This window comes from Nitrospirota bacterium (assembly GCA_040752355.1).
Classification (GTDB): Bacteria; Nitrospirota; Thermodesulfovibrionia; order Thermodesulfovibrionales; family Dissulfurispiraceae; genus JBFMCP01.
The window spans coordinates 119,070-133,232 of sequence record JBFMHE010000005.1; the positions used below are offsets into that span (position 1 = coordinate 119,070).

Genomic DNA, 14,163 nt, shown 5'->3' on the forward strand with positions numbered 1-14,163 from the left:
GGCGCGCCTATGACCAGGAAGAGAAGTCTGCTCATCACTAGTATGCTCATTGCCGTCGTCATTATGGGGGGAGGGGGGCGCTCTGCCGACGCCCGATCAGAAGGCAGAATGCCCCCCCTCTCGTTCGCGAAAGTCGCCGGCGGACTGCAATCCCCGACGCATATCACGCACGCCGGAGACGGCAGCGGCAGGCTGTTCGTGACAGAGCAGCAGGGGAGGATCAGGATCGTAAAGGACGGCAGGCTGCTCAAAAAGCCGTTCCTCGATATAACGAAGCGTGTCAGCTGCTGCGGCGAGCGCGGCCTCCTGAGCGTCGCCTTCCCGCCGGACTTCGTTCAGAAAAAGTATTTTTACGTAAACTACACGAACAGCAAAGGCGATACGGTCGTTTCGCGCTTCTTCGTCTCATCGGATCCCGATGCCGCAAATCCTGAAAGCGAGTCGATCATCCTTACCATCGACCAGCCTTATGCAAACCATAACGGCGGACAGATCGCGTTCGGCCCCGACGGGTATCTCTATATCGGCATGGGAGACGGAGGCGCGGGCGGCGATCCCAAGGACTACGCGCAGTCTCCCGGCTCGCTCCTGGGGAAAATGCTGCGCATCGATGTGGAGTCGAAGGTGCTGCCGTACGGAATCCCCGACACCAATCCCTTCGTGAAGACCAGGGGCTACCGTGACGAAATCTGGGCACTCGGCCTGAGAAACCCCTGGCGCTTCTCCTTCGACCGGCAGACAGGCGATCTCTATATCGCCGACGTGGGGCAGGACAGGTATGAGGAGATACACGTTCAGCCTGCCGCCAGCAGGGGAGGGGAGAATTACGGATGGGATATCATGGAGGGGGCGCACTGCTTCGAGCCGCCGGTGAACTGCGACCGGAGCGGCCTCGTCATGCCCGTCACGGAATACGACCACTCCCGGGGCTGTTCGATAACGGGCGGCATGGTCTACCGGGGCGGGTCGTACCCTTCGCTGCAGGGCGTCTATCTCTACGGCGATTACTGTTCAGGCCGCGTATGGGGCATGAGACGCTCCGGCTCGGTCTGGCAAAGTGAACAGCTCGCCGATACCGATTACGCCATCTCGACCTTCGGCGAAGATGCCGAAGGCGCCCTGTATCTCGCGGACCACGCGGCCGGGGTGATCTACAGGATCGAAGCCCGCAAATGACCTCCGCATGCCGTTTTTGAACTGACAGCCATAGTAAGTTCCTGAGCGGCAAGCGCTTATCATTTCCCCCTTGCAACATTTCACGGCTTTATTCTAATATGGGTGCGCCTGAAGATGATCAGGGCGCATTTTTTTTGAGAGGAGCAGTTGCAGTACGTGGGATTAAGGCCGTTTGCAGGGAATTGCCGCAGCAGATATCTTGTGGTCCGTTGCCGCCATAGCTTCGTGAAAAGTACCCTTCCCCTTATGACGCCGGTGTTAAAGCTCTCCTATGTTCTGCCGATATTAGTTGTATGAAAAAGATAGGTATAGCAGTGCTCGTCATTATCGCTCTTTTCGGGGGATTATCGTTTGGCGCAGTGCAGGGAAGGGAGAGCCGGGAGCGCGCCCCCGAGGTGAAGGTCCCCATTCTTCTCTACCACCGCTTCGGTCCGACCGTGGCGGACAGCATGACCGTGACGACCCCGGTCTTCGAATCGCACCTCACGTATCTCAAGGAGAACGGCTACACCGTCATACCGCTGAGGCAGCTCGTCGACTACCGCCTCGGGAAAGGGCCGACCCCGCCGCCCAAATCGGTGGTCATCGTTGTCGACGACGGCCATAAAACGGTCCATTCCGACATGCTCCCCCTGGTGAAGAAATACCGCGTTCCGGTGACGCTCTTCCTGTATCCCTCGGCCATATCGAGGGCCTCCTACATCATGACCTGGGAGCAGATCAGGGAGCTCAAGAAGACGGGGCTCTTCGACCTGCAGGGACACACCTACTGGCATCCGAACTTCAAGCGGGAGAAGAAGAAGCTCCCGCCGGACGAATACGAGAAGCTCGTCGCCATGCAGCTGAAGAAATCGAAGGAAAAACTCGAGAAAGAGTTCGGCATCAAGGTCGACCTGCTCGCCTGGCCCTTCGGTATTTACGATGACCACCTTGCTGCCAGGGCCGCCGAAGCAGGGTACACCGCCGCCTTCTCCATAGAACGGCGGCATGTGAGCAGGTCCGAGAACATCATGACGCTTCCGCGTTATCTACTAAACAATGCCGAAAGGGGAAAGGTATTCGAGAGGCTGCTGGCAGGCCAGGCTTCTTGAGTGCGGGAATCAGACCAATGAAAAGGATCGGGACACATCTCATCGTCACGCTGGCAGTGCTCTTCGTAATGGTACCCGGGCTCGTTATGGGGGCTGCAAAAGGAAAAGTATCGGGACGCGTCGTCGACGCGTACACGAAGAAGCCCATAAGCGGGGCTTTCGTCGCGCTGAACGGGGTCACCATGCAGACCGACGCGAACGGCATGTTCGCCTACACCGGCACGGGGGAGAGACTCTCCGCGAGGGCCTACGGCTATACGCGGGCCGAGCAGACGCTCACCCCGGCGACGGCAGGCTTTCCTGTCGAGATGAAGCTGACGCCCTTTACCCCGAAGGCGCTCTACCTTACGTTTTACGGGATCGGCGACCGGGGGATCAGGGAGAACGCGCTCAGGCTCATCAATGAAACCGAGCTCAATGCTCTGGTCATCGATGTGAAGGGCGACCGGGGCGCGGTGACGTACAAGACATCGGTTCCCCTCGCCGGCCAGATCGGCGCGCAGAAGCTCATCATCGTCAAGGACATAAAAGGCCTCATTCAATCCATGAAGGAGCGGGGCATCTACACGATCGCCCGTATCGTCGTGTTCAAAGACAATATGCTCGGCGAGGCGCGGCCCGACCTGACGGTGCGGAAGCAGCAGGACGGAAGCGTCTGGCGCGACCGGGAGAACCTCGTCTGGGTAGACCCTTCCAAGAGAGAGGTGTGGGAATACAATATCAACCTCGCTGTCGAGGCTGCGCAGAACGGGTTCGACGAGATACAGTTCGATTATGTCCGCTTCCCGGACAGAAAAGGGCTCAAATTCGCGATCGAAAATACCGAGGAGAACAGGGTCAACGCCATCTCCGGCTTCCTTGCCGAGGCGAAGCGGCGGCTCGCCCCCTACAATGTCTTCCTCGCAGCCGATATCTTCGGGTATGTTCCGTGGAATCCCGACGACACGCAGATCGGCCAGCGGCTCGACAAGCTGATCCATTGCGTCGACTACATCTCGCTCATGCTCTACCCGTCGGGGTTCCAGTTCGGCATACCGGGGCACCGGAATCCCGTGGCGAATTCCTACGAGATCGTTTACAAATCCCTCAAGAAATCACAGGAGCGCACCAATATCGCATCGGTCCGGTTCAGGCCGTGGCTCCAGGCGTTCAGAGACTACGCCTTCGACAAGAGGTTTTTCACCGGCACCGAGATCAGGAGCCAGATCAGGGCCGCCGAAGAGTTCGGTGCGAACGGCTGGATGCTCTGGAATCCCCGTAACGCCTACTCCTCCGACGGCTTGAAGAGAGAGACGGCGACCCGGTATACTACGCCCGGTACTCCTGCGGCAGGGACGGTCGCGCCCGGTGCGAAACCGGTGGCGCAGAACGAAGAGACCTTTAACAAGCGTTCGTAGGGTCGTATGGGCATTGTCTTCCGTGCAGCATTTCTCTGTGTCATCGCAGGGCTGCTTGCAGCGATCACTGCGCCTGCGCCGGCAGATGCCGGCGCAGGCTTTAGTGTGCGCAGCGAGCAGCTCGCTTCCCTGGAACCCCTCATCGAGCAGGAGATAAAGAGCGGCAACATCCCCGGCGCCGTGGTCATCGTCGGAACTCCCGAACGCGTCATCTATCGCAAGGCCTTCGGGTACCGGGCCCTCCTCCCCGAGCGGCTGCCGATGCGCGAGGACACGATCTTCGACATCGCCTCGGTCACCAAAGCCGTGGCCACGACCACGGCGGTCATGCAGCTGGTCGAGAAGAAGAAGCTGTCGCTCGACGCGCCGGTCCACCGCTACTGGAGCGCCTTCAAAAAGAACGGCAAGAAAGACATCACGGTCCGCCATCTCCTGACCCACTACTCGGGGCTCAGGGCCGACCTGAAGCTGAAGCCGAAATGGTCGGGCTACAAGACGGCGATGAAGAAGATCATTGCGGAGAAGCCGCTCCTCCCTGCCGGCTCGTCCTACCTCTACAGCGACATCAATTTCGAAGTGCTGGGCGAGCTCGTGCACCGCGTGTCGGGAAAGCCGCTCGATGTCTACTGCGCCAAGAATATCTTCAAGCCGTTGGGCATGCACGAGACGATGTTCAGGCCCGGCGCTGCCCTTCGCCCCCGTATCGCGCCGACCCAGTTCCACGAGCGCAGGCTCCTCCAGGGAGAGGTGCATGACCCTTCCGCCTACCGCATGGGAGGCGTCGCAGGCCACTCCGGCGTCTTCTCGACTGCCGACGACCTCGCCCTCTTCGCCCGGATGGTCCTTAACGGCGGCAGCCTGAACGGCGTGCGCATTCTCAGCCCGCAGACGGTCGAAGCGATGACCATCCCCCAGTCGCCCCCGGGCAAAAAGGCCCTGAGAGGGCTCGGCTGGGAGATAGAGCCCCCCCTGGCCGCGAACCGAGACGAGCTCTTCCCGGTCGGCTCCTGCGCCCACCTCGGGTACACGGGAACGGCGCTCTGGATCGACCCCGTGACCGAAACATTCATCGTGCTGCTCACCAACAGGGTGCATCCCGACGGCAAGGGAGACGTGAAATATCTGCGCGAGCAGGTGAGGGCGATCGTCGGCGCAGTGCATGGCCCGCTCTCCCCGGAACAGGTCCTGGCGAGCCGCCCCTCGCTCCACGCCTTTTCGGAGCAGATGAGAGCTCACCAGTATTCTCCCTCCCAGGCCGCTGGACCGTCTGCAGGCGCGGGGCATCTCCGGGCAGCACGCAGCAGCAGGGTATGGCCGGGGATCGATGTGCTGCGCAGCGACAACTTCTCCGCCTTATCAGGGCTGCGGGTGGGACTGATTACGAACCATACCGGGCTCGACGGAGCAGGACGGCGCACGCTCGACCTCATCCGCCAGGCCCCGAATGTACACCTCGCGGCGCTCTTCAGCCCCGAGCATGGGCTCTTCGGCACGCTGGACGAGAAGGTCGGCTCGATGAGAGAGCCCAAGACCGGCCTGCCGGTCCACAGCCTCTACGGTTCCGTCCTGAGGCCGACCGACAAGATGCTCGACGGTCTCGACGCGCTGATCTTCGATATCCAGGACGCCGGCGTCCGCTTTTACACCTATATTTCGACCATGGGCCTCGCCATGGAGGCGGCTGCGAAGAGGGGGATCCCCTTTTTCGTGCTCGACCGGCCGAACCCCATCAACGCGTCACTGGTCCAGGGACCGGTGATGGACAGGGAGCTGAAGTCCTTTACCGGCTATTTCCCCATGCCGATACGGCACGGGATGACGGTCGGCGAGCTGGCGGCCATGTTCAACACCGAATACAACATCGGCGCCGCGCTCCATATCATAAAAATGAACGGCTACAACCGCGCCGACTGGTATGACGAGACCGGCCTCGCCTGGGTGAACCCCTCGCCCAACCTGCGCAGCCTTACCCAGGCCACCCTCTACCCCGGCGTCGCCCTGGTCGAAGGGGCGAACGTGAGCGTCGGACGGGGGACCGGCCGCCCCTTCGAGCTGCTCGGCGCGCCATGGATCAACGGACAGAAGCTCTCCGCTCATCTGAACAGCCGCGGCATACGCGGCGTCAGGTTCATGCCGGCGACCTTCGTCCCTGCGAGCCATATTTACAAGGGTAAAAAGTGCTCCGGCGTCCGCATCGAGCTGGTCGACCGCCAGAAGCTCGACCCCACTGCCATGGGGATCGAGATCGTCAGCGCGCTCTACCGGCTCCATCCGAAGGAGTTTCAGGTCGACAGCACGCTCGGCCTCATCGGCACCCGCGCCACGCTCCAGGACATCAAGGAGGGCCGGGACCCGCAGTCAATTGTGCTGAACTGGCAGAGCCCGCTCGAAGAGTTCCTCAAGATCAGGTCCAAGTACCTTCTTTATTAACCGCAGCACCCCCTGCTGATTGGGAAGCCTTCCGCAGTTCGCAGCCTAAAATGAGCCCGATCCGTCAATATGGGCTGTCCACGCTGAACAGAGAATAGTTCTGTTCTCATCCAAGCTCTTGAAAATAATTAAATTTATCTTTGGCACCGTACTTGCAAACGCAAGAAAGACCGGAAAGCCGCTTCGCCCTGAACGCAGCACGATACCGCGATGACGCTATGAGGAGGAGAGGGAGATGAACGATAAACGGGAATTCGGAAGGCGGGCTTGCGAAGGAGTAGTCGATTATCTGGTGATCGGGCTCGAGGATGTGAACTGGCGGGGCATGAGCCTGAAGGCCCGCATCATCGATATCAGCGAAGGGGGAGTCGGCATAGAGACGGAGTACCCGCTGGAGGCAGGGCATGCCGTGCACTTCAACGGCGACATCGGCGAGATAGGCGCTGTCCGGTGGAGCGAGCGCCGCGGCAGCTGCTACAGGGCCGGCATCGCCTTCTTGAAAGCCCGTGCCCGCAAGCCAGCCCATGCGGTATCCGCGCTCTGCGAACCGTGAGCCCATAGCCTATGAAGGGGAGCTTCTTCTTGACTCCCTTTCTTATACGCGCTAGCATTGTAATATAAGTTGCTTGTCCCAGGTAATCCGCACAGGAAGCACGAGAGTGCCTGTCCCTCAGCATTACCTGCCTGCTGCTGCCGCACGGAGTTTCCACCAACACACGCCACGCGCTTTCATGCTGCCTTGCCGGAACGGTGTAGACGACTGCGCCATTCATACTCCTTGCTGAACGCGTGAAAGGAGGTATACCATGGCAGATCCCGGCAGACCACGGGAATCGGGTGCCTACAGGGAAGAGGAGGCGCTGCACCTGCGGGCCGCGAGCTCGCTCGCCGGCTACACGGTCGCCGCTCACGACGGCGTGATCGGCGCGGTGCAGGAGTTCCTCTTCGATGACGATATCTGGGCGGTACGGTATATCGAGGTCGATCCCGGAGACTGGCTGCCGGGGAGAAAGGTCCTTATTTCCCCCCTCGTGCTCCAGGAGCCCGACTGGGAGCTGCCGAGGCTCTCGACGACCCTCACCCGGGAGCAGGTCGCCGGCGCCCCGCGCATCGGAAAGGACGAGCCGGTGTCGCGCCTGCACCAGGTCGATCTCTTCATGTACTACGGCTGGCTGCCCTACTGGATGGAAGAGGAGTACTATAATGTCCCCTCTCCTCCTCCCGGTGCGGCAGAGGCGACGGCACGGCAGCGGTTCGAGCAGGAGACCGCTGCGGACCGGCATCTCTTCGCATCAGGCGAAATGACGGAGTTCCGCATCCAGGCCCTCGACGGCGACGCCGGGCATGTGGAGGATTTCATCATGGATGAGGAGGACTGGGTGATCCACTATCTGGTGGTGGCGCTGGACTCCCCCCTCCCCGAACAGGAGAGCGGCAGGAGCGTCCTCGTCTCGACCGAGTGGGTCCAGAAGACCGTTCGCGAGGAGGAGCGGATCTATGTCGATCTCGACAGGGAGCGCGTGCTGAACAGCCCGGAGTACGATCCGGCGGTCCCGGTCACCCGCGAGTTCGAATTGGCGGTATACGATCACTACGGCAGGCCGCGCTACTGGGAGCCGGGCGGTGATGTCGAAGAAGACGACGATATGAGATTCCTTAGTTGACGCTAAGGATACCCTGCAGGGAGTAGTGGTGGAGGTGCTTGGCGATGAGGCGCTCCCTGCAGGACCTTTTCTCCTGTCTCAGGCCGGGGACGCGGCCAGGCTGAGGCGCTCAACCCAGAGAAAAGCGAGGGAGAGCAATGGATGAGCATATCCAGGATATCGCGGGAGTGATCGAGGAACAGGCGTTCGGAACCGCCGGGCAGCATGGCCGTGAGGTCGCGGACGGGGGAGCGTCGGACGTAGAGCTGCTCGACGCCTATTCACGGGCGGTCATCACGGTGGTGGACACGGTAGGGCCCACCGTTGTCGGTATCACCATCGGCAGCGACGCCGCAGCTCCCGCCACCGATCTCGCAGTCATACGCGCCGGGGGCCCTCTCTCCGGAGGTTGACGCCGCTGCCAGCCTCGGCTACCATTTAAGTATGCTTCCCCATTCCCAGCACTCATGAGTATCCTTCTCGAGCCTCAGCAGCCGATGATCCCGGCATCGACGGTCCCCTATCCGTCGCACTGAAGCATGCGAGTGGGCGCCAACCACAACACAAGGAGGAACAGCATGAAGAAGATGTTTATTGTAGTATTGTTCTTGGCAGTGTGCCTCATAGGAGCAAACCAGTCGTACGGCAATGGGCCCTCCTCGACCCGCGGAGCGGAGAGCAGTTCCATGCAGAGCGATTCCGCAACGAGGGGGACGGATATGCAGCAAAGCGACTCCTCGACACGAGGAGCTCAGACGCAGCAGGGCAGCAAGACACAGCCGGTCCGCCTCAGGCAAGCCAGCAAACTGATCGGCATGGACGTAAAGAACCAGCAGGGTGAAGACCTCGGCAACATCAGCGATATCATCGTCAACTCGTTCACGGGCCAGATCGTCTATGCCATTATGGAAGGCGATACGGGATTCCTCGGCGTGGGTGACCGTAATTTCGCTATTCCCTGGAAGTCGTTTCAGCCGAGTGTCTCGGGTGACGAGCTGATCCTCAACATCGATAAGGAGCGGCTCTCAAGGGCTCCCTACTTCACCAGGAATAATTGGCCGAACTTCGCAGACCGCCGCTGGGAGGTCGATGTTTACAAATTCTACGGTGTAAGCCCCTACTGGGAAGAGCGCTAGGAGGAGAGAAGAGCCCACCCATGCGCCTCTGACGCTTTCCCTGCGAGAGAGGCAGCGGCGGCTGCCGCTGCCTCTCTCATTCATGCAGCTCTGCTCATAGCGGGACTGCTGCTGCCGGTACTATCCGTGTTATCTCCCTGCAGGCCGGGGGCGGTCTCTCCAGAACGGGTCCATCATCGGCAATGAGGGCTCGAGGTAGCGGACATCGGAGGGGTAGGGCACGTATTCGAAGGGGATTTGATATCCCTGGCCGACATCCCGTATTTCGAAGACGGGAAAGAGGTATTCGATATCCCCGATCCTTCCCGGCTCGAGACCGGTAAAGATGCCGGCAATGCTTATCCGTTCACCGCTCCGGTAAAGCTCCGGAGCGGGCGGTTCACCATCTGCGGGATAGACTGCCAGGAATCTCTCGGCAAAGGGTTCGGTATCTTTGAGGCGGCCGCGCTCGTCGACAGGGATATAGCGGGCCTCGATGCGCACAGCGCCGTCCCGTACGGTCGATTCGACGATCTCTCCGCCGAGGAGAAAGAGGCGGCCCCGGTAAGCATTCGGCTCGTTGATGAACGCAGCCAGCGGAATATCGGCGGAGCCGCGCTCCAGGTATTCCTGCTGCAGGACAGGAGCGCATGCAGCGACCGCCAGGCTCACGAGCAGCAGAGAGAGAATTCTCTTCATACTTAACTTGTAAACCGGGCCGTCGCAGTTGTCAAGCATCTTTATACCGTCGGCCTCGACCGCACCTGCCGCTTTTTCTTGACTGTAAATGGAATGCCTGGTAAGTGATAAACAGGGGATGTGCTGTGGCGTAGCGGTGGTTCGGCGCGCCGGAAAGGAGACATGCGTATGGCAGAGAGGGAAGGAATGGAGACAGCGACATACGGAAGGGAGGTGCTGAGGAAGGCGGCTTCCCTCTTCGGGTATGCTGTCCGCGCTGCGGACGGCGATGTCGGCAAGGTTGACGATCTATACTTCGACGATGCGGCATGGACGGTCCGCTACTTCGTCGTCGACACCGGGACCTGGCTTTCGGGAAGGCTGGTGCTGCTTTCGCCGGCCGCTCTTGCGGGGAGGCCCGATCACGAATCGAAGGAGATTCCCGTAACGCTCACCCGGGAGCAGGTGCGCAGCAGCCCCGAAGCGGAAGAGCACAAGCCGGTCTCTCGTCAGTACGAGATGGATATCGCTGTCTATTACGGCTGGCCTATGTATTGGACCTTTGGAGGCTTCTACAACATCGCTCCGCCGCCGCCCGCCTACGAGACGGAGCGGGAGGAGCGCTACGCGGCAGAGGAGCAGGACCCCCATCTCTGGAGCATGCGCGAGGTGACCGGGTATCGCCTCCAGGCTATCGACGGTGAGATAGGCCATATCGATGACTTTCTGGTCGATGACGGCGACTGGGGTATCCGTTATATGATCGTCGATACCCGCACCTGGCTTCCGGGCAGGCGGGTCCTCCTGGCGCCCCAGTGGATCAGCGATATCAGCTGGGAAGAGCGGAAGGTGTATGTCGATTTCACGACCGATGAGATAAGGAGCAGCCCGGAGTATGATCCGTCCGCTCCGGTGACCGCGCAGTACGAAAAGGAGCTTCACCAACACTATGGCGCCAAGCTGCGGAAGTGACGAGGCAGGGGGCACTAGCTATGCACTCTCCCGCCATCCCACAGAAAGCAATGCGATTAAGGAGTGGGCTAAAGCTATCTGATTTTTGTCAGACAGCTTTATAAGTTAAATCTTTTCTGTTTAACGCCGGGGAGCGGACTCGAACCCCCGGCCTTCGGTCATGCGCCCGACGAGCGCCTGCACTGCCCCTTCTCGCCCGGAAAATAATGGAATTGGAAAATCCCACTTTTGAGGGATGGAAGACATAGCCCGCCGGTTCATTGAAGAAAAGAAGCGACTCGATTAAACTTGATTCACCACAAATCAAAGATTAAAGGAGTCGCTCTTTATGAAAAATAATCGCAGATTGATGCAGAGAAAAGCAACAGGAAAGATTATCGGGAAAGATTATCGGCTACTTATCAACACGAGTATGGAAATAACCTCTCTCCTGTCCAGGTATTAGCGTCATAATCTCCTGAAAGAGAGAGGTTCGAGAAAAGTTCCCCTTCTGAACGCTGCACCCCGAATCTGCTATAATCCTTTGGGGAACAGAGAGGAGGCACTATGAGGATAGCTGCGGGAGCAGTCTTTACGTTCTGCTGTTCTTGTGTCGTATCCATCCTTTTCGCCGGCATCGGCGCTTCTCCCCTTGGCGCCGAGACCATAACGGCGAGCGGCTGTTCGGTGAGCAACAGCGGCTACCTGGCCGACCTTGCCCGCGAGTATGAAAAAAGGACGGGAGTGAGGATTCTCCTTCGCGGCGGCGGCAGCGTGGTGGGGCTCGAGGACCTGCGGAGCGGCAAGGTCGATCTTGCCGCCTCGTGCAGGGTCAGGATGAGCAGCGATCCGCCCGACATCGAGTTTGTACAGGTCGCCTGGGACGCGCTCGTTTTTGTTGTGCATCCGGCAAATCCCGTAGAGAGCATCACGCTCGACGACGCACGGGCGCTCTATGCAGGCCAGATAGTCAATTGGAAGCAGCTGAAGGGCAGGGATGCGCCCGTTAAGCTCTTCATCTCGCGGCCGCAGAGAGGGCTGAGCGGCGTGGGCGCCTCGCTGCGAGACATGGTGCTGAAGGGAAAGGACACAGTGAGGACGCCCCACTCCGTATCGCTCGCTTCGACCGGGATTGTCGAACAGATGGTGGAGAAAACGCCCGACGGGTTCGCGGCAACGGGTTTTTCGAGCGCACGGAAGAGAGCGGTTAAAATGCTGAAGATTAACGGGGTTCAGCCGATAAAGGAAACGATAGCAAAGGGCTCGTATCCTTTGCAAAGGCCGCTCTTTATCCTGGCGCCCAAGAGACCGAAACCGGCAGTCAGGCGGTTCGTCGATTTTGTGCTGAGCGCGGAGGGGCAGCGTCTCATCAGCGGTATGGGCGCGCTGTCGCTTTCGGATGCGCCGGGAGCCAGATGAGCCAGGGCAGGGGAGAGCCGTAGAGAAAGGACTCTCGGTACGCGGAGGCGGCTCCTGATGTGGTCTCTTCGAACAAAAATCCTGCTTCCGATAGCAGCGCTCACCGTCGCAGTCAGTCTGGTGAGCGCGTTCTTCTATGCATCCGCTTTCAGCCGCAGCCTCGAAAAAGAGATAATCGCGCGGGGGACCGCGCTGTGCTATGCCCTCTCAAAGGCGGCCGAGGACGGCATCGTCCAGGAGAACCTCGATCTCATCAAGAAGGCCGCCGCGATCACCAGCGCCCCGGACGTCACCTGTGTTCAGGTGTATACGGCTCTCTGGGACCCGATTGACGCCTATCCCTTCCACCGGCTGAAAGATATCCCGCCTCCGGAGGTGGTGCGGCACTTCAAGGAGACGACCTCGCCCTTTTACATGAAGATCAACGGCGCCTACGATTTCTACAGCCCCGTGTTCTTCTCGTGGCTCGATGAATCCGAACCGTCTACGATCGGCTTTGTCCGCGTGTCGCTCTCCTCTGTCTCTCTCCCGAGCGAGCTCAGGGAGGCGACGGTGGCGGGCATCGTGACCTCGATGGGGATTTCGCTCGTTTTCCTCACGGCGGTCTGGATAGTCGTCGGCAGTTTCATCGAGAGGGTCGGCAGGCTTCAGCGCGACATAGCGCTGCTGAAAGAGGGGACGCTTCCGGAGTCTCCGGCGAAGCATTCACGCGACGAGCTCGGAGCTGTTGTCGATGAGTTTTACCGCATGGGCACGGCGATCAAGGAAAAAGAGAGGCGATTGCTCGAATCGGAGACGAGGGTGCGGACCCTTTTCGAGCGCGTCGAGCATGCCCTGTTCAGGACCGACGACAAGGGGAATATCATCGAATGCAACAGCAGGTTCCGCGCCCTGTTCGGGGAGGTGAAGGAGCTCTGCGATATTATGGTCGAAGGCGAAGGGTGCCCTCTGAGGACAATGAGCGGACAGTCGCTCCAGACGGAAGCAAAGGCGGTCGGCAGAGGAGGCGAAGAGCTTGCCATAGTGCTCTCCCTGTATAAAGAGGTCGACGAAAGCGGAGCGGTCATGGGGAGCGACGGCTTCATAATAGACGTCACCGGGCAGAGGAGACTGGAAGAGACGCTTTCCCATGCCCAGAAGATGGAAGCGATCGGCACCCTCGCCGGCGGCATAGCACACGATTTCAACAATATGCTCCAGGCGGTCATCGGCAATACCTCTCTCATGAAGATGAGACTCAAGGATGCCGACCCGCTGCTCAAGCCGGTCAATGCGATAGAGATCGCCGCGAACAGGGCTGCGAACCTGACAAGGCAGCTCCTCGGCTTTGCACGAGGAGGGAAATATATCACCAAGCCGATCAGTCTCAACGCCGCGGTGGAAGACGTGATCCAGATCATATCGAGGACCATCGACAGGGCCGTAGAAGTAAGGAGCGTCCTCACGGAAGGGCTCTGGCTCGTCGAGGCGGACAAGAGCCAGATCGAGCACGTCCTGGTGAACCTCTGCATCAATGCCCGCGACGCGATGCCGGAAGGCGGCGTCCTTCAGATCGAGACGCATAACTTTACGGGAAGCCCTCCTCTCCCGGATGCGCCGGCATCCCGCTATGTGACGGTGCGGGTTATCGATACGGGCACCGGCATCGACAGGAGAGTCCAGCAGCGGATATTCGAGCCGTTCTTCACTACCAAGGAAGAGGGGAAAGGAACGGGAATGGGGCTCGCCATGGCGTACGGCGTGATAAAGAACCATGGCGGGTTCATCACCGTCGACAGTGAAGTGGGGAAGGGAACTGCTTTCACTCTGTACCTTCCGGCTTCGGATAAGACGGAGGCGGCCGACGAGACAAAGGGCGAGGAGCCTCCGCCCGGGAAAGGCACTGTTCTCATCGTTGATGACGAGGATATCGTACGAGACTTCGGTGTTGCGGCGCTGTCAGAATGCGGGTACACGGTAATCGAGGCGTCGGACGGGCAGGAGGCGGTAGAGCTCTACCGCCAGAGAAAGGACGAGATCGATGTGGTCATCCTCGATCTCATCATGCCGAAGATGGGAGGCAAGGAGACCTTCGAGCGGTTGAAGGAGATCAACCCGGGAGTGAGGGTCCTGATTTCCTCCGGATACAGCGTCAGCGACGCCGCGCGAGAAGTGCTCGAAGGAGGGGCCGCAGGGTTCATCCAAAAACCGTTCGATGTGCGCCAGCTTGCCGTAAAGGTGAAGGGAGCTCATTCGTAAGGGGTGGTTTGACGCTCCGCCGGCA

At 59.9% G+C, this 14,163-nt stretch carries 12 protein-coding genes; 11 read left to right on the forward strand and 1 reads right to left on the reverse strand.

Annotated elements, in window-relative coordinates:
- The first annotated feature begins 9 nt into the window (after nt 1-9).
- The 8 genes from AB1805_05340 to AB1805_05375 all read left to right on the forward strand — a co-directional run bounded on the left by AB1805_05340 (nt 10) and on the right by AB1805_05375 (nt 8,873).
- On the forward strand, nt 10-1,176 hold the full coding sequence (locus AB1805_05340) for a PQQ-dependent sugar dehydrogenase (protein MEW5744850.1): 1,167 nt from the start codon (nt 10-12) through the stop codon (nt 1,174-1,176).
- 293 nt (nt 1,177-1,469) lie between these two features.
- A complete protein-coding gene (locus AB1805_05345; protein ID MEW5744851.1) occupies nt 1,470-2,267 on the forward strand; it encodes a polysaccharide deacetylase family protein in 798 nt (265 codons plus the stop codon).
- Between the two features lie 17 nt (nt 2,268-2,284).
- A complete protein-coding gene (locus tag AB1805_05350) occupies nt 2,285-3,664 on the forward strand; it encodes a putative glycoside hydrolase (protein ID MEW5744852.1) in 1,380 nt (459 codons plus the stop codon).
- 6 nt (nt 3,665-3,670) lie between these two features.
- On the forward strand, nt 3,671-6,094 hold the full coding sequence (locus AB1805_05355) for an exo-beta-N-acetylmuramidase NamZ domain-containing protein (protein ID MEW5744853.1): 2,424 nt from the start codon (nt 3,671-3,673) through the stop codon (nt 6,092-6,094).
- 235 nt (nt 6,095-6,329) lie between these two features.
- Nucleotides 6,330-6,647 carry a PilZ domain-containing protein gene (locus AB1805_05360; GenBank protein ID MEW5744854.1) on the forward strand — a complete coding sequence of 106 codons (318 nt, stop codon included), beginning with the start codon at nt 6,330-6,332 and terminating at the stop codon, nt 6,645-6,647.
- Between the two features lie 253 nt (nt 6,648-6,900).
- Nucleotides 6,901-7,758 carry a PRC-barrel domain-containing protein gene (locus tag AB1805_05365; GenBank protein MEW5744855.1) on the forward strand — a complete coding sequence of 286 codons (858 nt, stop codon included), beginning with the start codon at nt 6,901-6,903 and terminating at the stop codon, nt 7,756-7,758.
- 137 nt (nt 7,759-7,895) lie between these two features.
- Nucleotides 7,896-8,150 (forward strand): hypothetical protein, encoded by a 255-nt coding sequence (locus AB1805_05370; GenBank protein MEW5744856.1) that lies wholly within the window; start codon nt 7,896-7,898, stop codon nt 8,148-8,150.
- A 165-nt stretch (nt 8,151-8,315) separates the two neighbouring features.
- Nucleotides 8,316-8,873 (forward strand): PRC-barrel domain-containing protein, encoded by a 558-nt coding sequence (locus AB1805_05375; protein ID MEW5744857.1) that lies wholly within the window; start codon nt 8,316-8,318, stop codon nt 8,871-8,873.
- A gap of 129 nt (nt 8,874-9,002) precedes the next feature.
- Here AB1805_05375 and AB1805_05380 read toward each other — a convergent pair whose 3' ends face one another.
- Nucleotides 9,003-9,551: a Slp family lipoprotein gene (locus tag AB1805_05380; GenBank protein ID MEW5744858.1), complete on the reverse strand. Its 549-nt coding sequence runs from the start codon at nt 9,549-9,551 to the stop codon at nt 9,003-9,005.
- A 168-nt stretch (nt 9,552-9,719) separates the two neighbouring features.
- On the opposite strand from AB1805_05380, the gene AB1805_05385 reads away from it, so the two are divergent.
- The 3 genes from AB1805_05385 (at nt 9,720) to AB1805_05395 (ending at nt 14,138) form a co-directional block, all read left to right on the forward strand.
- A complete protein-coding gene (locus tag AB1805_05385; GenBank protein ID MEW5744859.1) occupies nt 9,720-10,502 on the forward strand; it encodes a PRC-barrel domain-containing protein in 783 nt (260 codons plus the stop codon).
- Between the two features lie 546 nt (nt 10,503-11,048).
- Entirely contained in the window at nt 11,049-11,900 is an 852-nt protein-coding gene (locus AB1805_05390) for a phosphate ABC transporter substrate-binding protein (protein MEW5744860.1), read from the forward strand.
- Between the two features lie 57 nt (nt 11,901-11,957).
- Nucleotides 11,958-14,138 carry a response regulator gene (locus AB1805_05395; GenBank protein ID MEW5744861.1) on the forward strand — a complete coding sequence of 727 codons (2,181 nt, stop codon included), beginning with the start codon at nt 11,958-11,960 and terminating at the stop codon, nt 14,136-14,138.
- Nucleotides 14,139-14,163 lie beyond the last annotated feature (25 nt).

Coding starts and splice junctions, on each gene's coding strand:
- AB1805_05390 (MEW5744860.1), top strand. CDS start 11,049: ATGAGGATAGCTGCGGGAGCAGTCTTTACGTTCTGCTGTTCTTGTGTC.
- AB1805_05345 (MEW5744851.1), top strand. CDS start 1,470: ATGAAAAAGATAGGTATAGCAGTGCTCGTCATTATCGCTCTTTTCGGG.
- AB1805_05340 (MEW5744850.1), top strand. CDS start 10: ATGACCAGGAAGAGAAGTCTGCTCATCACTAGTATGCTCATTGCCGTC.
- AB1805_05375 (MEW5744857.1), top strand. CDS start 8,316: ATGAAGAAGATGTTTATTGTAGTATTGTTCTTGGCAGTGTGCCTCATA.
- AB1805_05350 (MEW5744852.1), top strand. CDS start 2,285: ATGAAAAGGATCGGGACACATCTCATCGTCACGCTGGCAGTGCTCTTC.
- AB1805_05380 (MEW5744858.1), bottom strand. CDS start 9,551: ATGAAGAGAATTCTCTCTCTGCTGCTCGTGAGCCTGGCGGTCGCTGCA.
- AB1805_05360 (MEW5744854.1), top strand. CDS start 6,330: ATGAACGATAAACGGGAATTCGGAAGGCGGGCTTGCGAAGGAGTAGTC.
- AB1805_05395 (MEW5744861.1), top strand. CDS start 11,958: ATGTGGTCTCTTCGAACAAAAATCCTGCTTCCGATAGCAGCGCTCACC.
- AB1805_05385 (MEW5744859.1), top strand. CDS start 9,720: ATGGCAGAGAGGGAAGGAATGGAGACAGCGACATACGGAAGGGAGGTG.
- AB1805_05365 (MEW5744855.1), top strand. CDS start 6,901: ATGGCAGATCCCGGCAGACCACGGGAATCGGGTGCCTACAGGGAAGAG.
- AB1805_05355 (MEW5744853.1), top strand. CDS start 3,671: ATGGGCATTGTCTTCCGTGCAGCATTTCTCTGTGTCATCGCAGGGCTG.
- AB1805_05370 (MEW5744856.1), top strand. CDS start 7,896: ATGGATGAGCATATCCAGGATATCGCGGGAGTGATCGAGGAACAGGCG.